The sequence below is a fragment of the Pseudomonas sp. NIBRBAC000502773 genome, from assembly GCF_006517195.1.
GTDB lineage: Bacteria > Pseudomonadota > Gammaproteobacteria > Pseudomonadales > Pseudomonadaceae > Aquipseudomonas > Aquipseudomonas marginalis.
On sequence record NZ_CP041189.1, the window covers coordinates 1625147 to 1647095 of the forward strand.

Annotated in this window: 24 protein-coding genes; 20 read left to right on the forward strand and 4 right to left on the reverse strand. The window is 62.2% G+C overall.

From position 1 onward, the window contains the following. Positions 1–11 precede the first annotated feature (11 nt). Positions 12–872 carry a DMT family transporter gene (locus NIBR502773_RS07370; RefSeq protein WP_141155750.1) on the reverse strand — a complete coding sequence of 287 codons (861 nt, stop codon included), beginning with the start codon at positions 870–872 and terminating at the stop codon, positions 12–14. A gap of 425 nt (positions 873–1297) precedes the next feature. On the opposite strand from NIBR502773_RS07370, the gene NIBR502773_RS07375 reads away from it, so the two are divergent. Both NIBR502773_RS07375 and NIBR502773_RS07380 read left to right on the forward strand, forming a co-directional pair. Beyond that, positions 1298–2089, forward strand: a complete 792-nt coding sequence (locus NIBR502773_RS07375) for a CPBP family intramembrane glutamic endopeptidase (protein ID WP_141155751.1) — start codon at positions 1298–1300, stop codon at positions 2087–2089. Between the two features lie 103 nt (positions 2090–2192). Continuing rightward, positions 2193–3758: a PAS domain-containing methyl-accepting chemotaxis protein gene (locus tag NIBR502773_RS07380; protein ID WP_065940642.1), complete on the forward strand. Its 1566-nt coding sequence runs from the start codon at positions 2193–2195 to the stop codon at positions 3756–3758. 93 nt (positions 3759–3851) lie between these two features. Here the strand turns inward: NIBR502773_RS07380 and NIBR502773_RS07385 are convergent, their stop codons facing one another. Then, entirely contained in the window at positions 3852–4544 is a 693-nt protein-coding gene (locus NIBR502773_RS07385; RefSeq protein WP_141155752.1) for an alpha/beta family hydrolase, read from the reverse strand. Positions 4545–4623: 79 nt separating this feature from the next. Between NIBR502773_RS07385 and ccoN (NIBR502773_RS07390) the strand changes: the two genes are divergently transcribed. The 16 genes from ccoN (NIBR502773_RS07390) to hemN all read left to right on the forward strand — a co-directional run bounded on the left by ccoN (NIBR502773_RS07390) (position 4624) and on the right by hemN (position 19273). Continuing rightward, on the forward strand, positions 4624–6048 hold the full coding sequence (ccoN, locus tag NIBR502773_RS07390) for a cytochrome-c oxidase, cbb3-type subunit I (protein WP_141155753.1): 1425 nt from the start codon (positions 4624–4626) through the stop codon (positions 6046–6048). 10 nt (positions 6049–6058) lie between these two features. Further along, entirely contained in the window at positions 6059–6667 is a 609-nt protein-coding gene (gene ccoO, locus NIBR502773_RS07395; RefSeq protein WP_065873836.1) for a cytochrome-c oxidase, cbb3-type subunit II, read from the forward strand. Positions 6668–6670: 3 nt separating this feature from the next. Further along, complete coding sequence (locus NIBR502773_RS07400; RefSeq protein ID WP_027603735.1) at positions 6671–6871, forward strand: cbb3-type cytochrome c oxidase subunit 3; 201 nt, start codon at positions 6671–6673, stop codon at positions 6869–6871. Further along, a complete protein-coding gene (gene ccoP, locus NIBR502773_RS07405; RefSeq protein WP_115488440.1) occupies positions 6868–7815 on the forward strand; it encodes a cytochrome-c oxidase, cbb3-type subunit III in 948 nt (315 codons plus the stop codon). The genes NIBR502773_RS07400 and ccoP (NIBR502773_RS07405) overlap by 4 nt, the downstream gene beginning before the upstream one ends. A gap of 350 nt (positions 7816–8165) precedes the next feature. Further along, on the forward strand, positions 8166–9608 hold the full coding sequence (gene ccoN / locus NIBR502773_RS07410) for a cytochrome-c oxidase, cbb3-type subunit I (protein ID WP_027603733.1): 1443 nt from the start codon (positions 8166–8168) through the stop codon (positions 9606–9608). Next, positions 9608–10216, forward strand: a complete 609-nt coding sequence (gene ccoO / locus NIBR502773_RS07415) for a cytochrome-c oxidase, cbb3-type subunit II (protein WP_003193167.1) — start codon at positions 9608–9610, stop codon at positions 10214–10216. Before ccoN (NIBR502773_RS07410) ends, ccoO (NIBR502773_RS07415) begins: the two co-directional genes overlap by 1 nt. Positions 10217–10222: 6 nt before the next feature. Then, positions 10223–10408, forward strand: a complete 186-nt coding sequence (locus NIBR502773_RS07420; RefSeq protein ID WP_003193169.1) for a CcoQ/FixQ family Cbb3-type cytochrome c oxidase assembly chaperone — start codon at positions 10223–10225, stop codon at positions 10406–10408. Continuing rightward, a complete protein-coding gene (gene ccoP, locus NIBR502773_RS07425; protein ID WP_141155754.1) occupies positions 10405–11382 on the forward strand; it encodes a cytochrome-c oxidase, cbb3-type subunit III in 978 nt (325 codons plus the stop codon). The genes NIBR502773_RS07420 and ccoP (NIBR502773_RS07425) overlap by 4 nt, the downstream gene beginning before the upstream one ends. Positions 11383–11557: 175 nt before the next feature. Beyond that, positions 11558–11812: a type II toxin-antitoxin system Phd/YefM family antitoxin gene (locus tag NIBR502773_RS07430; protein WP_027603731.1), complete on the forward strand. Its 255-nt coding sequence runs from the start codon at positions 11558–11560 to the stop codon at positions 11810–11812. Continuing rightward, on the forward strand, positions 11812–12222 hold the full coding sequence (locus NIBR502773_RS07435) for a type II toxin-antitoxin system VapC family toxin (RefSeq protein WP_053132925.1): 411 nt from the start codon (positions 11812–11814) through the stop codon (positions 12220–12222). The genes NIBR502773_RS07430 and NIBR502773_RS07435 overlap by 1 nt, the downstream gene beginning before the upstream one ends. A gap of 207 nt (positions 12223–12429) precedes the next feature. After that, positions 12430–13857, forward strand: a complete 1428-nt coding sequence (ccoG, locus tag NIBR502773_RS07440; protein WP_141155755.1) for a cytochrome c oxidase accessory protein CcoG — start codon at positions 12430–12432, stop codon at positions 13855–13857. 15 nt (positions 13858–13872) lie between these two features. Next, entirely contained in the window at positions 13873–14412 is a 540-nt protein-coding gene (locus tag NIBR502773_RS07445) for a FixH family protein (RefSeq protein ID WP_065940648.1), read from the forward strand. 8 nt (positions 14413–14420) lie between these two features. Beyond that, positions 14421–16871 (forward strand): heavy metal translocating P-type ATPase, encoded by a 2451-nt coding sequence (locus tag NIBR502773_RS07450; protein ID WP_141155756.1) that lies wholly within the window; start codon positions 14421–14423, stop codon positions 16869–16871. Between the two features lie 22 nt (positions 16872–16893). Further along, the gene (gene ccoS / locus NIBR502773_RS07455) at positions 16894–17112 is read left to right on the forward strand and encodes a cbb3-type cytochrome oxidase assembly protein CcoS (RefSeq protein WP_027603726.1); all 219 of its coding nucleotides are present in this window, start codon (positions 16894–16896) and stop codon (positions 17110–17112) included. Continuing rightward, positions 17105–17788, forward strand: coding sequence for a sulfite exporter TauE/SafE family protein (locus tag NIBR502773_RS07460; RefSeq protein WP_141155757.1), 684 nt, complete (start codon positions 17105–17107; stop codon positions 17786–17788). The genes ccoS and NIBR502773_RS07460 overlap by 8 nt, the downstream gene beginning before the upstream one ends. A 102-nt stretch (positions 17789–17890) precedes the next feature. After that, a complete protein-coding gene (hemN, locus tag NIBR502773_RS07465; protein WP_141155758.1) occupies positions 17891–19273 on the forward strand; it encodes an oxygen-independent coproporphyrinogen III oxidase in 1383 nt (460 codons plus the stop codon). On the opposite strand, the gene NIBR502773_RS07470 is transcribed toward hemN, so the two are convergent. Continuing rightward, positions 19274–19741, reverse strand: a complete 468-nt coding sequence (locus NIBR502773_RS07470) for a hypothetical protein (protein ID WP_115488443.1) — start codon at positions 19739–19741, stop codon at positions 19274–19276. It lies immediately after the preceding gene. A gap of 151 nt (positions 19742–19892) precedes the next feature. Here NIBR502773_RS07470 and fnr point away from each other — a divergent pair, with 151 nt between their 5' ends. Together fnr and NIBR502773_RS07480 are read left to right on the forward strand one after the other, a co-directional pair. Then, a complete protein-coding gene (fnr, locus tag NIBR502773_RS07475) occupies positions 19893–20627 on the forward strand; it encodes a fumarate/nitrate reduction transcriptional regulator Fnr (protein ID WP_027603722.1) in 735 nt (244 codons plus the stop codon). Between the two features lie 79 nt (positions 20628–20706). Further along, complete coding sequence (locus tag NIBR502773_RS07480; protein WP_027603721.1) at positions 20707–21255, forward strand: adenine phosphoribosyltransferase; 549 nt, start codon at positions 20707–20709, stop codon at positions 21253–21255. 78 nt (positions 21256–21333) lie between these two features. Here NIBR502773_RS07480 and recR read toward each other — a convergent pair whose 3' ends face one another. Continuing rightward, positions 21334–21936, reverse strand: coding sequence for a recombination mediator RecR (gene recR / locus NIBR502773_RS07485; RefSeq protein WP_027603720.1), 603 nt, complete (start codon positions 21934–21936; stop codon positions 21334–21336). Positions 21937–21949: the final 13 nt, after the last annotated feature.

Sequence of the window (21949 nt, forward strand, 5' to 3'; positions counted from 1 at the left end):
TACGGGGGGCATCAGTTTTTGCGGAACACGAAGACCAGCCCAATGATGATCAAGCCCATCCCCAACAGGCTCAGCATCGCGAGCCGATTGCCGAAGATCAGGTAATCCATCACCGCCGTCACTGCCGGCACCAGGTAGAACAGGCTGGTGACATTCACCAGGTTGCCCCGGGCGATCAGGCGGTACAGCAACAGCGTTGCCAGCAACGACACCACCAGGCCCATCCACAGCACCGGCAGGTAAAAGCCGGCGTTGTGTTCAACGTGGAACGGCTGGAACGGCACAAACACCGAACACAACAGCAGCCCCGCCAGGTACTGCACCGGCAGGGTGCCGAGGGGGTTGTCGGTGATGCGCTTTTGCATGATCGAGCCGAAGGTCATGCTTGCCAGGGCCAGCAGCCCGAACAGCATCCCGGCCAGGGACATGCCCGCCAGCCCGATGCCTTGGTAGACCACCATGATCAGCCCGGCCAAGCCCAGACTCAGGCCGAACATCCGGCGCCAGGATCGCTGGCGCTCCATCAGCACCACGGTGAGGATCGGCTGCACCCCCATGATGGTCGCCATGACGCCGGGGGTGACGCTGAGGTCCAGGGCCAGCAGATAGAAAATCTGATAGGCCCCCAGCAATACCAACCCCGTTGCCGCCGCGTACAACATGGGCTTGCCGGGACGCGGCAGTTTCAACCGCAGGACCGGCACCAGGATCATCAGCCCCGCCAGGGCGATGGCAAAACGGATCAGCAGGAAGGCGAAGGGCGAAGCATGGGCCAGGCCCAGCTTGGAGAAGATCGCCCCGCTGCTCCACAGCAGGACAAACAGGCTCGTCGAGGCCGCCGCGGCCACGGAGTGTTTCGAAAGAACGGACATGGTTACCACCTGTAATCAGGCAAAAAAAGCCGATTCAGCCGCAGAGGCTGAAATTCAGTAGTTTTTTTCAGGCAGGCAGAGCGGGCACAGCAACGTGCCGATCAGCCCGAAATGCCAACACCCGGCGGTGATACGACTGCGTACACCGGCGTGCTACTGACAGGTGGGGGGTAGTGACTGATCTGCACAGGCTGCTTGTTCGCGCACGGCACGCGCACAGCGTTGACCGCTGAATCGACTACCGCTATGCGCAGAGAAGCTGGCATGTGCTGATCTTTTTGAAGGAATAAGGACGCAAGGACTATAACCAGCCGATGACATGTTTTGCAATCACTTGCCCAAGCCCTTTTGCGGGGAGGCGTTTTCACGTTTCGGCGCGCAGGCCATCGCTATAATGCCGACCGGTTTTTTCCAAGGATTCCTCCATGCTCCCACTGCCCTGGCTGTACCTGGCGCTTCTTTCCATCGGCTATGTGCTGGCCTTGGCCTACGGGCAACTGGGCGTACTGGCGCTGGTGTCCGTCGCCCTGCTGTTGATCGCCGGCTATGCCGTACGCCAGCAGCGCACGCCGTGGGCGCGTTACCTGGGTCACGGGCTGTTTGTCGTGTTGGCGCTAGGCCTGGCGATGCACTGGCTGCCGGGGTTCCATAACGGTCGCGGCATTGCCCCGCAGCGCTTCACCCCCGATGCCGTGCCGTTCTCGATGTACCTGAACCTGGACAAGCCGTTGATTGGTTTCTGGTTGCTGCTGGCCTGCCCATGGATTGTGGCGCGGCGTTCGTTGCGCCTGTGGATCTGCGTCACCGCGTTGGTACTGACCCTTACCGCCATCGTCGCGCTGGGTGGCGCAGCCTTGTTGGGCGTGATCAGTTGGGCGCCGAAATGGCCGGACCAGGCCTGGCTGTGGGTGCTCAATAACCTGTTGCTGGTGACCCTGGTGGAAGAAGCCCTGTTCCGTGGCTACATTCAAGGCGGCTTGAGCCGACGCTTCAAACAGCTGCCCTACGGGGAAAACCTCGCGCTGCTGCTGGCATCGCTGCTGTTCGGCCTGGTGCACGTGGGTGCGGGGTGGCAATGGATGCTGCTGGCGGGCCTCGCCGGGGTCGGTTATGGCCTGGCGTATCGGTTTGGCGGGCTCGGTGCGGCGATTGCCACGCACTTTGGCTTGAATCTGCTTCACTTCGGGTTGTTTACCTATCCGATGCTGGCGGGTTGATATCCACTCGAGGAATGACCAACCCGCCGATTGTTGCAAAAATAAGTTAAATAAACCCCCGTTACCGCCGATACCCAATGAAAGCCTTGCGGATTGAACAATCATGCGTAATAACCAGCCCGTTACCCAGCGCGAACGTACCTTCCCCGCTCAGCAACGGTTGATTTCCACCACAGATGCCAAAGGCGTGATTACCTACTGCAACGACGCGTTTGTCGAAATCAGTGGGTTCTCTCGCGACGAACTGGTGCGTGCCCCGCACAACCTGGTGCGTCACCCGGACGTGCCAGCGGCCGTGTTCGGGCATATGTGGACCACGCTCAAACAAGGCTTGCCATGGATGGGCATCGTTAAGAACCGCTGCAAGACGGGCGATCACTACTGGGTCAACGCCTATGTGACGCCGGTCTTCGAAGGCAACCAGGTGGTCGGCTACGAATCGGTGCGCATCAAGCCCACCGCCGAGCAGATCCGCCGTGCCGAGGCGCTCTACCAACGCATCAACCAGGGCAAGTCGGCCGTTCCCCAGCGGGACAAGTGGCTGCCGGTGTTGCAGGACTGGCTGCCGTTTATCCTGATCAGCCAGTTGAGCTTCATGATCGGTGCGTCGCTCAACTCCCACTGGGGCTTTGCCCTGGCGGCGGGTTTGTCGGTGCCATTGGGCCTGCTGGGCCTGAGCTGGCAACAGCGCGGCCTCAAGCGCCTGCTGCGCCTGGCCGAACAGACCACCTCCGACCCGTTGATCGCGCAGATGTACACCGACAGCCGTGGTGCCCAGGCGCGCCTGGAGATGTCGATCCTCAGCCAGGAGGCGCGTCTGAAGACCTGCCTGACGCGCTTGCAGGACACTGCCGAGCACCTCAACGACCAGGCGGCGCAGTCCAATACCCTGGCGCATAACAGCTCCAGCGGCCTGGAACGCCAGCGCGTGGAAACCGAGCAGGTGGCCACGGCGGTCAACCAGATGGCGGCGACCACCCAGGAAGTGGCCAGCCATGTGCAGCGCACGGCCGATGCGACCCAGGAAGCCAATCGCCTGACCGGTCGCGGTCGCGATATTGCCGGGGAAACCCGCGAGGCGATTCAGCGTCTGTCGGTGGCCGTGGGGGAAACGGGCGTGACCGTCACCCAACTGGCCAAGGACAGCGACGAGATCGGCGGCGTAGTCGACGTGATCAAAGGCATTGCCGACCAGACCAACCTGCTGGCGCTCAACGCCGCCATTGAAGCGGCGCGAGCCGGTGAGATGGGCCGCGGGTTTGCGGTGGTCGCCGATGAAGTGCGCCAACTGGCGCAGCGCACGGCTGAGTCGACCGGGCAGATCCACGCCCTGATCGCCAAGCTGCAGCAAACCGCTGCCGCCGCCGTGCAAACCATGGATGCCGGGCATCGCCAGGCCGAAGAGGGTGTGGCGCGGGTGATGGAGGCGGACCAGGCGTTGGTGGGCATCAGTGAAGCGGTGGCGCATATCACCGACATGACCACCCAGATCGCGGCCGCCACCGAAGAGCAAAGCTCGGTGGCCGAAGAGATCAGCCGCAATATCAGCACCATTGCGCTGTTGGCGGACCAGACCTCGGAGCAGGCGTTGAACTCGGCGCAGTTGAGTGAAGAGCTGACGCATACGGCGAATACCCAGTATTCGTTGGTCGAGCGTTTCAACCGGTAGACCGATATCGGGAGCAAGCCCCCTCCCCCAGTTAACCGCGTACATCCCTTGGAAGGCGGTCGAATGTGGGAGGGGGCTTGCTCCCGATTGGCCCTAACAGGCGCTGAGAAACTCAGCCACCTGCACGGCCGCAGCCTCCAAATGCTGCTCATGCGTAAACCCCGAAGCCTTCAACGGCTTCAAGTCGTGATCCCCCGCCACCAGCCACATCACCTCGATGCTCGGCGACAAATCATAGCCCGCCACCGCCGCCCGATTGCCCAGGGCATCCCGTTCGCCCTGCACGATCAGCGTCGGCGTGCTCAGCCCGGCCAAATGCTCGACCCGTGGTTTCTCCGGTTTCCCCACCGCATAGAACGGATACCCCAGGCACACCAGCCCGTCGGCGGCCAATTCGTCCGCCAACAGACTCGCCATGCGCCCGCCCATGGACTTGCCGCCAATGGCCAGTTTCCCAGCGACATGACGTCGCACCTCGGCATACACCCCGCGCCAGGCTTCCAGCAGTCTTGGCGCCGGGTTGGGTGGGCGTTTGCCGCCGTCCACCCGGCGCTGGGCCATGTAGGGAAACTCGAAGCGCAACACGTTGACGCCATGCCCGGCAAGGCGTGCAGCCATGTCGTTCATGAAGGATGAGTCCATCGGTGCGCCGGCGCCATGGGCCAGGATCAACGTCACGCAATCACCCGAAGCACGGCCCGACGCGACATCCCAAAGCCACCCGTGTTCCCGCACACACTGCGCCCATTGATCCCCGTCAATACTGGCCTTGTGCTCTTTGCCCATGCTTGCCTCGCTATTCAGTCTGCCTATAACTCCAGCCCAAGTGCCGCATTTGCTTGGGTTGAACCGTGGATGGGGAACCATGAACACTACTTTAAGTACCGCCTATAACTACAAGGTGGTCCGCCAATTCGCCATTATGACGGTGGTGTGGGGCATCGTCGGCATGGGGCTCGGGGTTTTTCTCGCCGCCCAATTGGTTTGGCCCGCGCTCAACTTCGACTTGCCCTGGACCAGCTTCGGCCGCCTGCGCCCATTGCACACCAACGCGGTGATCTTCGCGTTCGGTGGCTGTGCGCTGTTCGCCAGCTCCTTCTACTCGGTGCAGCGTACCTGCCAAACCCGGCTGTTCGCGCCGAAAATCGCCGCGTTCTGCTTCTGGGGCTGGCAACTTGTCATCCTCCTGGCCGCGATCAGCTTGCCCCTGGGCTACACCAGCTCCAAGGAATACGCCGAGCTGGAATGGCCGATCGACATCCTGATCACCATCGTCTGGGTGGCCTACGCCATCGTGTTCTTCGGCACGGTGATGAAGCGCAACACCAAGCACATCTACGTCGGTAACTGGTTCTTCGGTGCGTTCATCATCACCGTGGCGATCCTGCACATCGTCAACAACCTGGAAATCCCGGTCAGCCTGACCAAGTCCTACTCGCTGTATGGCGGTGCGACGGATGCCATGGTGCAGTGGTGGTATGGGCATAACGCGGTAGGCTTTTTCCTCACCGCCGGTTTCCTCGGGATGATGTACTACTTCGTGCCGAAACAGGCCGAGCGCCCGGTGTACTCCTATCGCCTGTCCATCGTGCACTTCTGGGCGCTGATCACCCTGTACATCTGGGCCGGCCCGCACCACCTGCACTACACCGCGCTGCCGGACTGGGCACAGTCCCTGGGCATGGTGATGTCGCTGGTACTGCTGGCGCCGAGCTGGGGCGGCATGATCAACGGCATGATGACCCTGTCGGGCGCCTGGCATAAGTTGCGCAGCGACCCGATCCTGCGCTTTTTGGTGGTGTCCCTGGCGTTCTACGGCATGTCGACGTTCGAAGGTCCGATGATGGCGATCAAGACAGTCAACGCCCTCTCCCACTACACCGACTGGACCATCGGCCACGTACACGCCGGCGCCCTCGGCTGGGTAGCGATGATCTCCATCGGCGCGCTGTACCACATGATCCCGAAAGTCTTCGGTCGCGAGCAGATGTACAGCCTCGGCCTGATCAACGCGCACTTCTGGCTGGCCACCATCGGCACCGTGCTCTACATCGCCTCGATGTGGGTCAACGGCATCGCCCAGGGCCTGATGTGGCGTGCGATCAACGAAGACGGCACCTTGACCTACTCCTTCGTCGAAACCCTGGTGGCCAGCCACCCAGGCTTCATCGTGCGGCTGGTGGGCGGTGCGGTGTTCCTCAGCGGCATGTTCCTGATGGCTTACAACACATGGCGCACCGTGCGCTCGGCACAACCTGTCGAAGCCGCACCTGCCGCGCAGATGGCCTGAGGAGTCAGTGATGAAACACGAAACGATTGAAAAGAACGTCGGCCTGCTGATGCTGCTCATGGTGCTCGCCGTGAGCATCGGCGGCCTGACCCAGATCGTCCCGCTGTTCTTCCAGGACGTGACCAACAAGCCGGTGGAAGGCATGAAGCCCTACACCGCGCTGCAACTGGAAGGCCGCGACATCTACATCCGCGAAGGCTGCGTACAGTGCCACTCGCAGATGATCCGCCCGTTCCGCGCCGAGACCGAGCGCTACGGCCACTACTCGGTGGCCGGTGAAAGCGTGTGGGACCACCCGTTCCTGTGGGGCTCCAAGCGCACCGGGCCAGACCTGGCGCGCGTCGGCGCACGCTACTCGGACGACTGGCACCGCGCGCACTTGTACAACCCGCGCAACGTCGTGCCTGAGTCGAAAATGCCGGCCTACCCGTGGTTGGTCACGGCGGCGGTCGACAGCAGCCACACCGAGACCAAGTTGAACGTGATGCGCACCCTCGGCGTGCCGTACACCGACGACGACATCAGTGGCGCCGTGGCCAGCCTCAAGGGCAAGACCGAAATGGACGCGCTGGTTTCGTACCTGCAAGTACTCGGCACTGCCATCAAGAGCAAGAGGTGAGCCATGGGATTTGAATTCGATGCGGGCACCATCCGCGGCCTTGGCACGCTGGTGGTCGCCATCGCCTTTATCGGCCTGTCGCTGTGGGTGTTCAACAACCGGCGCAATGCGGAATTCGAGCAGGCGCGCCTGCTGCCCTTCGCCGATGAACCCTCTCCAACCGACGCTCAAGAAGAGCCTGTAACAAGGAGCAACCGGCCATGACTACCTTTTGGAGTACATGGATCTGCGTACTGACCCTCGGCAGCCTGATCGGCCTGACCTGGCTGTTGATCGGTACCCGCAAGGGCGAGACCAAGGGCAGTGTCGACCAGACCATGGGCCACGCCTTCGACGGTATCGAGGAATACGACAACCCCCTGCCCCAGTGGTGGTTCATGTTGTTCGCAGGCACCCTGGTGTTTGCGGTCGGCTACCTGGTCCTCTATCCGGGCCTGGGCAACTGGAAAGGCGTGTTGCCGGGCTATGAAGACGGCTGGACCTCGGCCAAGGAGTGGGACAAGGAGATGGCCAAGGCCGACACCAAGTTCGGGCCGATCTTCGCCAAATTCTCGGCCATGCCCGTGGAAGAAGTCGCGAAAGACCCGCAAGCGTTGAAAATGGGCGGCCGTCTGTTCGCCTCCAACTGCGCGGTGTGCCACGGCTCGGATGCCAAGGGCGCATTCGGCTTTCCAAACCTGGCTGACAACATCTGGCGTTGGGGTGGTTCAGCCGAAGCGATCAAGACCACCATCATGAACGGTCGCCACGCGGCGATGCCGGCCTGGGGTGACATGCTCGGCGACGACGGCGTGAAAAACGTCGCCGCCTATGTGCGTCACGACCTGGCCAAGTTGCCATTGCCGGCCGACAGCACCGCCGACCTGGCCGCAGGGCAAGCCGCATTCAACACCACCTGCGTGGCCTGCCATGGTCCGCAGGGCCACGGCATGGAAGCCATGGGCGCGCCGAACCTGACCCTGCCCGCCGGCTACATCTACGGCACCAGCCTCGCGCAGTTGCAGCAGACCATTCGCCACGGCCGCCAAGGCCAGATGCCTGCCCAGGAAGTGCTGCAGGGCAACGACAAAGTGCACCTGCTCGCCGCCTACGTTTACAGCCTGTCCCATAACGCTGATGGCGCAACGCCAGAAAGCCCAGCCCAGTAACACCTGACTGCCGCCCCAATCTGGGGCGGCAGCTCTACCGCGCTACGCGACCAAGTGTCGCACCCTTCCAAAGCACACCTTTCCCCTCCTGCCATTCGGGTCTACGCTTGCTTGCACAGCGGACCGATCCTGGCGAACGCGACGACAGTCGTTGCGACCCCCGAAATTTCCTGTCCACTCGATCAGCTTTCGATTTGGGATTTTATCCTTACGCCAAACATGGAAAGGGCGCAGAATCTGGCGTGGAACGCATTGACACAGGTCAGCCTTGCGTTGCAATGGCCCCTTGCTTTCTACATACTTGCGGCCGAATTTTACCTATAAAAAAACCTAAACCGTGGAACCTTAGAATGAGCACAGCAATCAGTCCGACTGCTTATAACTATAAGGTAGTCCGCCAGTTCGCCATCATGACGGTGGTCTGGGGGATCCTTGGCATGGGGCTCGGGGTGTTCATCGCCTCGCAACTGGTGTGGCCGGAATTGAATTTCGGTCTGCCATGGACAACCTTCGGCCGCCTGCGCCCGCTGCACACCAACCTGGTGATCTTCGCCTTCGGCGGATGTGCATTGTTTGCCACCTCCTACTATGTCGTGCAGCGAACCTGCCAGACGCGACTCATCTCCGACAGCCTCGCGGCCTTCACCTTCTGGGGTTGGCAAGCGGTCATCGTCGGCGCCATCGTCACCTTGCCGCTGGGCTACACCACCACCAAGGAATACGCCGAGCTGGAATGGCCGATCGCGATTCTGCTGGCCATCGTCTGGGTGACCTACGCAGTGGTGTTCTTCGGCACCATCGTCAAGCGCAAGACCAAGCACATCTATGTGGGCAACTGGTTCTACGGGGCCTTCATCCTGGTGACGGCGATGCTGCATATCGTCAACCACGCCTCGTTGCCGGTCAGCCTGTTCAAGTCCTACTCGGCCTACGCCGGGGCGACGGATGCGATGATCCAGTGGTGGTACGGCCACAACGCCGTAGGTTTCTTCCTCACCACCGGTTTCCTGGGGATGATGTACTACTTCGTGCCCAAACAGGCCGAACGGCCTATTTACTCGTATCGCCTGTCCATCGTGCACTTCTGGGCACTGATCACCCTGTACATCTGGGCCGGCCCGCACCACCTGCACTACACCGCGTTGCCGGACTGGGCGCAGTCCCTCGGCATGGCGATGTCGATCATCCTGCTGGCCCCGAGCTGGGGCGGCATGATCAACGGCATGATGACCCTGTCGGGCGCCTGGCATAAGCTGCGCACCGACCCGATCCTGCGCTTTTTGGTGGTGTCCCTGGCGTTCTACGGCATGTCGACCTTCGAAGGGCCGATGATGGCGATCAAGACCGTCAACTCGCTGTCCCACTACACCGACTGGACCATCGGCCACGTACACGCCGGCGCCCTCGGCTGGGTAGCGATGATCTCCATCGGCGCGCTGTACCACATGATTCCCAAACTGTTCGGCCGTGTGCAGATGCACAGTGTCGGGCTGATCAACGCGCACTTCTGGCTGGCCACCATCGGCACCGTGCTCTACATCGCCTCGATGTGGGTCAACGGCATCACCCAGGGCCTGATGTGGCGTGCGATCAACGATGACGGCACCCTCACCTACTCCTTCGTCGAAGCGCTGCAAGCCAGCCACCCTGGTTTCATCGTCCGCGCCCTGGGGGGTGCGTTCTTCGCCAGCGGCATGCTGTTAATGGCCTACAACGTCTGGCGCACCGTGCGTGCCTCGGACCCGGCAGAAGCCGAAGCCGCCGCCAAGATCGCCGTTGTGGGAGCCCACTGATGAAGCATGAAGTAGTCGAGAAGAATATCGGCCTGCTGGCCTTCTTCATGGTCATCGCCGTGAGTATCGGCGGCCTGACCCAGATCGTTCCGCTGTTCTTCCAGGACGTGACCAACAAGCCGGTGGAAGGCATGAAGCCACGCACCGCCCTTGAGCTGGAAGGCCGCGACGTCTACATCGCCAACGGCTGTGTCGGCTGCCACTCGCAGATGATCCGCCCGTTCCGTGCCGAAACCGAACGCTACGGCCACTACTCGGTCGCCGGTGAAAGCGTGTGGGACCACCCGTTCCTGTGGGGGTCCAAGCGCACCGGCCCGGACCTGGCCCGTGTCGGCGGGCGTTACTCCGATGACTGGCAACGTGCGCACTTGTACAACCCGCGCAACGTGGTGCCTGAGTCGAAAATGCCGGCGTATCCGTTCCTCGTGGAAAACAAGCTCGACGGCAAGGACACCGCGAAGAAGATGGAAGTCCTGCGCACCCTGGGCGTGCCCTACACCGACGAAGACATCGCCGGTGCAGCCGCAGCCGTGAAGGGCAAGACCGAAATGGACGCATTGGTGGCCTACCTGCAAGGCCTGGGCACCATCATCAAAAGCAAACGGTGATTCTTCATGGATATCGGGATGATTCGAGGCCTGGGCACCGTCGTGGTGATGGTGGCCTTTATCGGCCTGGCGCTGTGGGTGTTCAGTCCCCGGCGCAAGTCGGAGTTTGACGACGCGACCATGTTGCCCTTTGCGGATGATCCCGAAGCCATCAAGCACGTCGAGCAAGCTTCTAGGAGTAACAAAGAATGACTACGTTCTGGAGTCTGTACGTCACAGTCCTCAGCCTGGGTACCATCTTCGCCTTGACCTGGCTGCTGCTGTCGACCCGCAAGGGCCAGCGCGCCGAGCAGACCGACGAGACCGTCGGCCACTCGTTCGACGGCATCGAGGAGTACGACAACCCGCTGCCCAAGTGGTGGTTCATGCTGTTCGTCGGCACCATCGTCTTCGCCCTTGGCTACCTGGCGCTCTACCCCGGCCTGGGCAATTGGAAAGGCCTGCTGCCGGGCTACAACTACCTCGACAACGACAAGCAAACCCCGTTCGCCAACGGCCAGACCGGCTGGACCGGCGTGCACGAATGGGAAAAGGAAATGGCCAGGTCGGACGCCAAGTTCGGGCCGATCTTCGCCAAATTCGCGTCGATGCCGATTGAAGATGTCGCCAAGGACCCGCAGGCCTTGAAGATGGGCGGGCGCCTGTTCGCCTCCAACTGTTCGGTGTGCCACGGCTCCGACGCCAAGGGCGCCTACGGTTTCCCCAACCTGACCGACGCCGATTGGCGCTGGGGGGGCGAACCGGCCACCATCAAGGAAACCATCATGAAGGGCCGCCATGCCGTCATGCCGGCCTGGCTGGACATCCTCAAGGAGCAAGGCGTCAGCGACGTCGCCGCGTTCGTCGTCACCAACCTCGACGGCCGCAAGCTGCCGGAAGGCGTGAAAGCCGATGTGGCCAACGGTGAGAAACTCTTCGCCGCCAACTGCGTGGCCTGCCACGGCCCGGCCGGCAAGGGCACTCCCGCCATGGGCGCGCCGGACCTGACCCACCCGGGTGCGTTCATCTACGGTTCGAGCTTCGCCCAACTGCAGCAGACCATCCGCTGGGGCCGCCAGGGCCAGATGCCTGCGCAGGAGCAACTGCAAGGCAACGACAAGGTGCACTTGCTCGCGGCGTATGTTTACAGCTTGTCCCATGGGGATAAGAAGGCCGAAGAGCAGTAAGGCTCTCGGAAACAAAAGAGCCCCGCCCAGCGAAAGCTGGCGGGGCTTTTTCATTTCCAAGGCCGTGACAACCCCATGGGAAAAGCACGTTGACCGCTTGTAGTTTTAAGCTTGTGGCTAGCAAAGGTGAAGTAGTAACATAACTACATTCAACCCGTTCCAGGGGAGGCGCACCATGACTTTCACCACCATTTCCAGTCGCGAATTCAATCAAGACACAAGCGGTGCAAAAAAAGCCGCTCGCCAAGGCCCGGTTTTTATCACCGATCGCGGCAAGCCTGCCCATGTACTGCTAAGCATTGAGGACTACCAAAAGCTGACAGGTCTCAATGCCAACATCGTTGACCTGCTGGTGATGCCGGAAGCGGCCGATATCGACTTTGAAACCGAACGTGCCGTGATCACTCATCGACCCGTGGACCTCTCTTGATGTATCTGCTCGACACCAACGTCATCTCTGAACTGCGTAAACCCCAGGCTGATGCAAACGTGGTCGCCTGGGCCAAAAGTGTCATCGCACCGCGTATGTTTATTTCGGCAATCACCCTGAAAGAATTGGAAACCGGGGTCTTGCGCATTGAGCGGCGCGACCCGGCTCAGGGGAAGGTGTTGCGAACCTGGCTCAAGCGTCATGTGATGCCGGCCTTTGATGCCAGAATCCTGCCCGTCGATGCTGCAGTTGCGTTGCGTTGCGCACACTTGCATGTGCCGGACCGCGCCAATGAAAGTGACGCATTAATTGCCGCGACCGCGCTGGTGCATGGGCTCACGGTTGTCACGCGCAACGTCAGCGACTTCAAATCCAGCGGCGTTCCACTGATCAATCCTTGGGACGAATGACCGCCTCCCCCACGAAAACCGTCCATACTTCCCAAGTCAATTGATCCAGATCACGTACACCATCAATTGATTTCCCCCAACGCGACCAAAGGTCGCACCCTTTGAGCCGTACCGGGGGCGTATCATTACGCCACTGCAAGACCCTTAATTTGACCCCGGTTGGCACGTACTGGCCGAGGCAAATCTCCACCGCCGTGGGATGCAATGATGAGCAACCAGATACCGGTACATGACGTTACCCCGCCTGCCAAAAACGCCAGCAGTGCTGACACCAAGACTGTCGACCTGTACGCCTCGCGCGAAAAAATCTACACCCGCGCCTTCACCGGCCTGTTCCGCAACCTGCGCATGCTCGGCGGCGCCGGTCTGTTCCTGCTCTACTTCGGCACGGTGTGGCTGAACTGGGGCGGCCACCAGGCGGTGTGGTGGAACCTGCCGGAACGTAAGTTCTTTATTTTCGGCGCGACCTTCTGGCCCCAGGACTTCATCCTGCTGTCAGGCATCCTGATCGTCGCGGCGTTTGGCCTGTTCTTCATCACGGTGTACGCCGGCCGCGTATGGTGCGGGTATACCTGCCCGCAAAGCGTGTGGACGTGGATCTTCATGTGGTGCGAAAAGGTCACCGAAGGCGACCGCAACCAGCGCATCAAGCTGGACAAGGCGCCCATGGGGGCCAACAAGTTCCTGCGCAAATTCAGCAAGCACACGCTGTGGCTGTTGATCGGTTTTGTCACCGGCATGACCTTCGTCGGCTACTTCTCGCCGATCCGCGAGCTGGTGTTCGACTTCTTCACCGGCCAGGCCGACGGCTGGTCGTATTTCTGGGTCGGCTTCTTCACCCTCGCCACCTATGGCAACGCCGGCTGGCTGCGCGAACAGGTGTGCATCTACATGTGCCCGTACGCACGCTTCCAGAGCGTGATGTTCGACAAGGACACCCTGATCGTTTCCTACGATCCACGCCGTGGCGAAGTGCGTGGCCCGCGTAAAAAAGGCACCGACTACAAGGCCCAGGGCCTGGGTGACTGCATCGACTGTACGATGTGCGTCCAGGTATGCCCCACCGGTATCGACATCCGCGACGGCCTGCAAATCGAGTGCATCGGTTGCGCCGCCTGTATCGACGCCTGCGACACCATCATGGACAAGATGGAATACCCGCGCGGCCTGATCAGCTACACCACCGAGCACAACCTGTCGGGGCAGAAAACCCACACGTTGCGCCCACGCCTGATCGGTTATGCCCTGGTGTTGCTGGCGATGATCAGCCTGTTGGCCGGGGCGTTCTTCATGCGTTCGCTGGTGGGCTTCGACGTGAGCAAAGACCGCGTGCTGTACCGTGAAAACGCCGAAGGGCGCATCGAAAACGTCTACAGCCTGAAGATCATGAACAAGGACCAGCGCGATCACACCTACGTGCTCGACGCCGCCGGCCTGCCGGACCTCAAGCTGCAAGGCCGACGTGAAATCAGAGTAGCGGCGGGCGATATCGTCAGCATGCCGGTGGAGCTGTCGAGTGCGCCGGAGCAACTGCCGTCGAGTACCAACGAGGTGAAATTCATCCTCACCGATGCCGATGACGCCAGCGTCCACGTTGAAGCCAAGAGCCGATTCATCGGCCCACAAGTTCGATAACGAGAGAACTGAACAATGCCCGTAGCCACTGCCGCAAGCCCCTGGTACAAGCACCTCTGGCCCTGGATCATCATTGGGATCCTGGCCTGCTCGGTGACCTTGACCTTGTCCATGGTGACCATCGCGGTGAACAACCCGGACAACCTGGTCAACGACAACTACTACGAGGCCGGCAAAGGCATCAACCGCTCCCTGGACCGCGAACGTCTGGCCCAGACCCTGCAACTGCGCGCCAAGCTGCACCTGGATGAGCTGACCGGCGAAGTCGAGCTGCAACTCACCGGCTACAGCAACCCGAACACCCTGGAACTGAACCTCATCTCCCCGACCCAGCCGGAGAAGGATCGCAAGATCAACCTGACCCGCAGCGACAGCGAACCGGGCCGCTACATCGGCCAGGTCACCGACAAGGTCGAAGGCCGCCGCTTCGTGGAATTGCTGGGTGTGGAGGGCGACAAGACCTGGCGCCTGTTCGAGGAAGAGGAAGTCAGCCACGACAAGGACTTGCTGCTGGGTGACGAGCCGTTGCTGGGTGCTGAAGACCTGAAAAAATAGCAGCGCCCATGACCAGCCCAACCCCCTGCTACCACTGCGCCCTGCCCGTCCCGCCCGGCAGTCGGTTCACCGCCGTGATCCTCGGCGAGCGCCGCGAGCTGTGCTGCCCCGGCTGCCAGGCCGTGGCCGAAGCCATTGTGGCCGGTGGACTGGAAAGCTATTACCAGCACCGCAGCGAAGCCTCGGCCAACCCCGAGACGCTGCCGGTGCAACTGGTGGATGAACTGGCGTTGTATGACCGCGCCGACGTGCAAAAACCCTTCGTACATCATCAAGGCGAGCTCGCCGAAACCACCCTGTTGATGGAAGGAATCAGTTGCGCCGCCTGTGGCTGGTTGATCGAGAAACACCTGCGCAGCCTGCCCGCCGTGGCCGAGGCGCGGCTGAACCTGTCCAACCATCGTCTGCAGGTGCGCTGGGCCGACGGGCAATTGCCGTTGAGCCAGGTGCTCAGTGAACTGCGCCATATCGGCTACGCCGCCCACCCGTATCAAGCGGACCGTGCGGCCGAGCAACTGGCCAGCGAGAACCGCCTGGCCCTGCGCCAGCTGGGGGTCGCCGGGCTGCTGTGGTTCCAGGCGATGATGGCGACCATGGCCACCTGGCCGGAATTCAATATCGACCTGAGCCCCGAACTGCATGTGATCCTGCGCTGGGTGGCGATGTTTCTGACCACCCCCATCGTGTTCTACAGCTGCGCGCCGTTCTTCAAGGGCGCCATGCGCGACGTGCGTACACGTCACCTGACCATGGACGTGTCGGTGTCCCTGGCCATTGGCGGGGCTTACCTGGCCGGGATCTGGACCGCGATCACCGGCGTGGGCGAGCTGTATTTCGATGCGGTGGGCATGTTTGCGCTGTTCCTGCTGGCCGGTCGCTACCTGGAGCGCCGTGCCCGGGAACGCACGGCCGCCGCCACCGCGCAGTTGGTCAACCTGCTGCCCGCTTCATGCCTGCGCCTCAAAGGTGACGGCCAGAGCGAACGTATTCTCTTGAGCGAACTGGCACTGGGCGACCGCGTGCTGGTGCATCCGGGCGCGGTTCTGCCGGCAGATGGGGTGATCCTCGACGGCCGCTCCAGCATCGATGAATCGCTGCTCACCGGTGAGTACCTGCCGCTGCCGCGCCAAACCGGTGATGCCGTCACCGCCGGCACGCTGAACGTCGAAGGTGCGTTGACCGTCGAAGTGCGCGCCCTGGGCCATGAGACCCGCCTGTCCGCCATCGTGCGCCTGCTGGAACGGGCCCAGGCCGAGAAGCCGCGCCTGGCGCAGATCGCCGACCGCGCCGCGCAGTGGTTCCTGCTGTGTTCGCTGATTGCCGCGGCGGTGATCGGCCTGTTGTGGTGGGAGCTGGATTCATCGCGGGCGTTCTGGATCGTGCTGGCAATGCTGGTCGCCACCTGTCCGTGCGCGTTGTCCCTGGCCACGCCGACCGCCCTCACCGCCGCCACCGGCACCCTGCACAAGCTCGGCCTATTGCTGACCCGTGGCCATGTGCTCGAAGGCCTGAACCAGATTGACACGGTGATCTTCGACAAGACCGGCACCCTCACCGAAGGCCGCCTGGCGTTGAAAGCGATCCGGCCCCTGGCCGCTCTGAACAGCGACGAATGCCTGGGCCTCGCCGCCGCCCTGGAAAACCGCTCCGAACACCCGATTGCCCGCGCCTTCGGGCGTGCGCCGCTGGCCGCCGGCGAAGTGCTCAGTTCCCCGGGCCTTGGCCTGGAAGGCCGTGTCGACACACGCCAGTTGCGCATCGGCCAGCCAGGGTTTGTTTGTGCACTCAGTGGGTGCCCGATTCCCGCCGCTCCGGAGGATGACGGCCAATGGCTGCTGCTGGGCGACGGCGACGGTGCCCTGGCCTGGTTCATCCTCGACGACCGCCTGCGCAGCGATGCCCCCGACCTGCTGGCCGCCTGCAAGGCGCGTGGTTGGCGCACGCTGCTGCTGTCGGGGGACAGTTCGCCGATGGTCGCCAGCGTCGCCGCTGAACTGGGTATCGATGAAGCCCACGGCGGCCTGCGCCCCGACGACAAGCTCCACGTGCTGAAACAACTGCACAAGGAAGGCCGCAAGGTGCTGATGCTCGGCGATGGCGTCAACGATGTGCCGGTGCTGGCCGCCGCCGACATCAGCGTGGCCATGGGCTCGGCCACCGACCTGGCCAAGACCAGCGCTGATGCGGTGCTGCTGTCCAACCGCCTCGACGCGCTGGTGCAGGCCTTTACCCTGGCACGACGCACCCGTCGGGTGATCATTGAAAACCTGCTGTGGGCGGGGCTGTACAATGGCCTTATGCTGCCGTTTGCCGCCCTCGGTTGGATCACTCCGATCTGGGCAGCGATCGGCATGTCCCTCAGTTCGTTGACCGTGGTGCTCAACGCCCTGCGCCTGACTCGCCTGCCGAGTGCGCAGGCCACAAGCGCCCCTTTGGTAACCCGCCCGCTGCCGGCTTGAGCCGCGCGGGCATGGAGTGCAGATGCCAGCTCTATACGTGATGATTCCGGCGGCGCTGCTGTTAGTGGGCGTGGCCATCTACATCTTTTTCTGGGCGGTGGACAGCGGCCAGTACGACGACCTCGACGGCCCGGCCCACAGCGTGCTGTTCGACGACCAGGACCCGAACCACCTGGCGGCCGTGGACGAAGCCAACGGCCCCGAGCAACCGCCCGTGCCCAAAGACCCGCCCCATGCTTGAGCTGGCGCCGCTGCTGGTCTCCGCGCTGATCCTCGGCCTGCTGGGCGGCGGCCATTGCCTGGGCATGTGCGGCGGGCTGATGGGCGCGCTGACCCTGGCGATTCCCAAGGAACAACGCAGCCGCCGGTTCCGCCTGCTGCTGGCCTACAACCTGGGGCGCATCCTCAGCTATGCCAGCGCCGGGTTATTGATCGGCCTGGCCGGCTGGGCGCTGGCCAACAGCCCGGCGGCCCTGTTCATGCGTGTGCTCGCCGGGTTGCTGTTGATCTGCATGGGGCTGTACCTGGCCGGTTGGTGGAGTGGCCTCACCCGTATCGAAAGCCTCGGGCGCGGCCTGTGGCGCTGCATACAGCCCGTCGCCAACCGTTTGCTGCCGGTATCCAGCGTGCCCCGCGCGCTGCTGCTGGGCGCGCTGTGGGGCTGGTTGCCGTGCGGGCTGGTCTACAGCACCCTGCTGTGGGCCGCCAGCCAGGGTAATGCGCTGGACAGTGCGCTGCTGATGCTGGCTTTTGGCTTAGGCACCTGGCCGGTACTGCTGGCAACCGGCTTGGCGGCCGAACGCGTGACCGCGTTATTGCGCAAGCGCAGCGTGCGGATGGCCGGTGGCCTGTTGGTGATTATTTTCGGTATCTGGACCCTGCCAGGTCCGCACCAGCACTGGCTGATGGGCCATTAAAAGGCTATGTGGCATAGCGCCGCTCCCCGTTGATGCAAATCAAGATGCCCTACCAACCACACCCCTAGACTCGGCTCACTAGCCTATCCGGGGAATGCCCGCATGCTCGACGCCATTCGTTGGGACCCACATCTGATTCACCGCTACGACCTGGCGGGACCGCGCTACACGTCCTACCCCACCGCCGTACAATTCGACAGCCAGGTCGGCACCTTCGACCTGCTCCACGCCCTGCGCGAAAGCCGCAAGGCCACGCGACCGCTGTCGCTGTATGTGCATGTGCCATTCTGCGCGAACATTTGCTACTACTGCGCGTGCAACAAGGTGATCACCAAGGACCGCGGCCGCGCCCAGGCCTACCTGCAACGCCTGGAGCAGGAGATTCAGTTGGTGGCCTGCCACCTCGACCCGAAACAGTCGGTTGAACAACTGCACTTCGGCGGCGGCACCCCGACCTTTCTCAGCCACGACGAACTGCGCCAGATCATGGGCAGCCTGCGCCAGCACTTCAATCTGCTCGACGACGACTCCGGCGACTACAGCATCGAGATCGACCCGCGCGAAGCCGACTGGGCGACCATGGGCCTGCTGCGTGAACTGGGCTTCAACCGTGTGAGCATCGGCCTGCAAGACCTCGACCCCGACGTGCAGCGCGCGGTCAACCGCCTGCAAAGCCTGGAAGAAACCCGCGCGGTGATCGACGCCGCGCGTACCCTGCAGTTTCGCTCGATCAATATCGACCTGATCTACGGCCTGCCCAAGCAGACGCCGATCAACTTCGCGCGCACCGTGGAGGAAGTGATCAAGCTGCAGCCGGACCGCCTGTCGGTGTTCAACTACGCGCATCTGCCGGAACGCTTCATGCCCCAACGACGGATCAACAGCGAGGAACTGCCGTCGCCGGAATCCAAGCTGCTGATGCTGCAGACCACCATCGAGCAACTGACCCAGGCCGGCTACCGCTATATCGGCATGGACCACTTCGCCCTGCCGGACGACGAACTCGCCATTGCCCAGGAAGAAGGCACGCTGCAACGTAACTTCCAGGGCTACACCACCCACGGCCATTGCGACCTGATCGGGCTCGGCGTGTCAGCCATCAGCCAGATCGGCGATCTGTACTGCCAGAACAGCAGTGACCTGAACGGCTATCAGAACGCCCTGGCGAGCGCCCAACTGGCCACCAGCCGTGGCTTGATCTGCACCACGGATGACCGGTTACGTCGGGAAGTGATCCAGCAGTTGATCTGCACGTTCAGCCTGGCCTTCGAGCAGATCGAACAGGCGTTCAACATCGATTTTCGCGGGTATTTCGACGAGGTCTGGCCGCAACTTGAGGCGATGGCGCAAGACGGCCTGATCGAACTGGATGCCCAAGGCATTCGCGTGCTGCCCGCCGGACGGCTGCTGGTGCGTTCGGTCTGCATGGTGTTCGATGCGTACCTGGAGCACCAGAACCGGCAGCGGTTTTCGCGGGTGATCTAGTTACATCGACAACGAAGCGGCTTTGAGCGCGTCATCGGCGCTCATGGTCTTCATCGCTTTGGCCAGAGAGGTCTGGGCCGTCATCAAACCTGCCTGCAACGAACTGATCGCGCCTTGCACATTGGCGGTCTTGGCCCGGGCCTGCTCCGGGGTCAAGCTTTTGTCTGCCGCGATCGCCTGAAGCTCAGCCATTTTCTCGGCGATCTGCTGTTTCAGCTTGCGGATCATTTTCAGCACCTCCTTGACGTTATCGTCCAGGCCGCTGTCGTCGATATCGGCATTCGCGCTTTTGGGCGCCCCGGCCGCCTTGAACGCGGCGGCGGAAATAGTCACCGTCACCCCTTCAATCACCTTGGTTTCAGGCGCCGGCGCGGCCACGGGCAGCTTTTCCTCGGCCTCGGCAGCGGGCTTCAAGTCCTGCACGCTGGGTACACGGATGGCAGGGTTGTAAGCCGCGATAACAGACATGATCCGAGCTCCGAAGGGTAGATATGCAACTGTATCGGCATCGGTACAAAAAGCTTTATACCGTTGCCTGTTTTTTGTACAGGCTGGCTTCACTGCCCGCCAGTGCGGTACCCTTACGTCTTATGTGTGTTTTCCCACAAGGATTTAAGAAATGTCCGAGCCAGTCAAACTGCGCGCTCACAGCCAGGCTCACTGCAAGGATTGCAGCCTGGCTCCCCTCTGCTTGCCACTTTCGTTGAATCTGGAAGACATGGATGCGCTGGACGAAATCGTTAAACGCGGTCGCCCGCTCAAGAAAGGCGAGTTTCTGTTTCGCCAGGGGGACAAGTTCGATTCCGTCTATGCAGTACGTTCGGGTGCGCTGAAGACCTTCAGCCTGAGCGACAGCGGCGAAGAGCAGATCACCGGTTTCCACCTGCCCAGCGAGCTGGTCGGGTTGTCGGGCATGGACACCGAGATTCACCCGGTGTCGGCCCAGGCCCTGGAAACCACGTCGGTGTGCGAAATCCCCTTCGAGCGCCTGGACGAACTGGCTCTGCAACTGCCACAACTGCGCCGTCAGTTGATGCGCGTGATGAGCCGCGAGATTCGTGACGACCAGCAGATGATGCTGCTGCTGTCGAAGAAAACCGCCGACGAGCGCATTGCCACCTTCCTGGTCAACCTGTCGGCGCGGTTCCGTGCCCGTGGTTTCTCGGCCAACCAGTTCCGCCTGAGCATGTCGCGCAACGAAATCGGCAATTACCTGGGCCTGGCAGTGGAAACCGTATCCCGTGTGTTTACCCGCTTCCAGCAGAGCGAACTGCTGGCCGCCGAAGGCAAGGAAGTGCACATCCTCGACCCGATCCAGCTGTGCGCACTCGCCGGTGGTTCCTTGGAAGGCTGATGCAGACGCTTGCGGCCGCGCCAATCGGTGAGGCCGCAGGTATACTTCGAGTCCGTTTTCCGCCCAGGACTCTTCGACGATGACTTTCGATTCGTTCGACATCAAATCCCTGATCCGCCCCGTCATCGACTTCCCCAAGCCTGGGGTGATCTTTCGTGACATCACACCGCTGTTCCAATCGCCCAAGGCCCTGCGCCTGGTGGCTGACACCTTTGCCCATCGCTATGTCGAGGCCGATTTCAGCCATATCGGCGCGATGGATGCGCGCGGCTTCCTGATCGGTTCGATCATCGCCTACCAACTGAACAAGCCGCTGATCCTGTTCCGCAAGCAGGGCAAGCTGCCGGCTGATGTGCTGTCCGAGGGTTACCAGACCGAATACGGCGAGGCCTTCCTCGAAGTGCATGCCGACAGCCTGTGCGAAGGTGATTCGGTGCTGATGTTCGATGACCTGATCGCCACGGGCGGTACCCTGATCGCGGCGGCCAACCTGGTGCGACGCATGGGGGCGAAGATCTTTGAAGCGGCGGCGATCATTGACCTGCCGGAACTGGGCGGCTCGCAACGCCTGGAAGACATGGGCATCCCGACGTTTTGCCTGACCCGCTTTGCCCTCACCGAGCGGTAACGGCTGCGCGGACTGACGCTATCAGGGGCAAGTGGATTCGCCGCACTGCCCCTCCCACATTTGATCCTGCGCTGATCGTCAGAGTGCGATCGGTTTACGACCGGCGAACGAATGCGCCAACGTGCCGCCGTCCACCAACTCCAATTCGCCACCCAGCGGCACGCCATGGGCGATGCGCGAAGTGACCAGGCCTTTGTTGCTCAGCAGTTGGGCGATGTAATGCGCGGTGGCTTCACCTTCCACGGTCGGGTTGGTGGCCAGGATCACCTCGGTAAAGGTGCCCTGCTCCTCGATACGCGCCACCAGCTGCGGAATGCCGATGGCCTCCGGCCCCAGCCCATCGAGCGGCGAGAGATGGCCCTTGAGCACGAAGTAGCGTCCGCGATAACCGGTCTGCTCCACCGCGTACACATCCATCGGCCCTTCCACCACGCACAGCAGTGTGTCGTCGCGGCGCGGGTCGGCGCATTGCGGGCAGAGTTCTTCTTCGGTAAGGGTACGGCACTGGCGGCAGTGGCCCACCCCGGTCATGGCCTGGCTCAGGGCCTGGGCCAACCGGGTACCGCCGCTGCGATCCCGCTCCAGCAGTTGCAGCGCCATGCGTTGGGCGGTTTTCTGGCCGACACCCGGCAACGTGCGCAGGGCGTCGATCAGTTGGCGAATCAGGGGGCTGAAGCTCATGGGCGAGTGGTCC

Coding starts and splice junctions, on each gene's coding strand:
- NIBR502773_RS07445 (WP_065940648.1), top strand. CDS start 13,873: ATGCCCGTAGCCACTGCCGCAAGCCCCTGGTACAAGCACCTCTGGCCC.
- ccoP (WP_141155754.1), top strand. CDS start 10,405: ATGACTACGTTCTGGAGTCTGTACGTCACAGTCCTCAGCCTGGGTACC.
- NIBR502773_RS07420 (WP_003193169.1), top strand. CDS start 10,223: ATGGATATCGGGATGATTCGAGGCCTGGGCACCGTCGTGGTGATGGTG.
- NIBR502773_RS07375 (WP_141155751.1), top strand. CDS start 1,298: ATGCTCCCACTGCCCTGGCTGTACCTGGCGCTTCTTTCCATCGGCTAT.
- ccoN (WP_027603733.1), top strand. CDS start 8,166: ATGAGCACAGCAATCAGTCCGACTGCTTATAACTATAAGGTAGTCCGC.
- ccoN (WP_141155753.1), top strand. CDS start 4,624: ATGAACACTACTTTAAGTACCGCCTATAACTACAAGGTGGTCCGCCAA.
- ccoO (WP_003193167.1), top strand. CDS start 9,608: ATGAAGCATGAAGTAGTCGAGAAGAATATCGGCCTGCTGGCCTTCTTC.
- fnr (WP_027603722.1), top strand. CDS start 19,893: ATGTCCGAGCCAGTCAAACTGCGCGCTCACAGCCAGGCTCACTGCAAG.
- NIBR502773_RS07430 (WP_027603731.1), top strand. CDS start 11,558: ATGACTTTCACCACCATTTCCAGTCGCGAATTCAATCAAGACACAAGC.
- NIBR502773_RS07470 (WP_115488443.1), bottom strand. CDS start 19,741: ATGTCTGTTATCGCGGCTTACAACCCTGCCATCCGTGTACCCAGCGTG.
- NIBR502773_RS07435 (WP_053132925.1), top strand. CDS start 11,812: ATGTATCTGCTCGACACCAACGTCATCTCTGAACTGCGTAAACCCCAG.
- ccoP (WP_115488440.1), top strand. CDS start 6,868: ATGACTACCTTTTGGAGTACATGGATCTGCGTACTGACCCTCGGCAGC.
- NIBR502773_RS07460 (WP_141155757.1), top strand. CDS start 17,105: ATGCTTGAGCTGGCGCCGCTGCTGGTCTCCGCGCTGATCCTCGGCCTG.
- NIBR502773_RS07480 (WP_027603721.1), top strand. CDS start 20,707: ATGACTTTCGATTCGTTCGACATCAAATCCCTGATCCGCCCCGTCATC.
- NIBR502773_RS07380 (WP_065940642.1), top strand. CDS start 2,193: ATGCGTAATAACCAGCCCGTTACCCAGCGCGAACGTACCTTCCCCGCT.
- NIBR502773_RS07450 (WP_141155756.1), top strand. CDS start 14,421: ATGACCAGCCCAACCCCCTGCTACCACTGCGCCCTGCCCGTCCCGCCC.
- NIBR502773_RS07400 (WP_027603735.1), top strand. CDS start 6,671: ATGGGATTTGAATTCGATGCGGGCACCATCCGCGGCCTTGGCACGCTG.
- hemN (WP_141155758.1), top strand. CDS start 17,891: ATGCTCGACGCCATTCGTTGGGACCCACATCTGATTCACCGCTACGAC.
- NIBR502773_RS07385 (WP_141155752.1), bottom strand. CDS start 4,544: ATGGGCAAAGAGCACAAGGCCAGTATTGACGGGGATCAATGGGCGCAG.
- ccoS (WP_027603726.1), top strand. CDS start 16,894: ATGCCAGCTCTATACGTGATGATTCCGGCGGCGCTGCTGTTAGTGGGC.
- recR (WP_027603720.1), bottom strand. CDS start 21,936: ATGAGCTTCAGCCCCCTGATTCGCCAACTGATCGACGCCCTGCGCACG.
- ccoG (WP_141155755.1), top strand. CDS start 12,430: ATGAGCAACCAGATACCGGTACATGACGTTACCCCGCCTGCCAAAAAC.
- ccoO (WP_065873836.1), top strand. CDS start 6,059: ATGAAACACGAAACGATTGAAAAGAACGTCGGCCTGCTGATGCTGCTC.
- NIBR502773_RS07370 (WP_141155750.1), bottom strand. CDS start 872: ATGTCCGTTCTTTCGAAACACTCCGTGGCCGCGGCGGCCTCGACGAGC.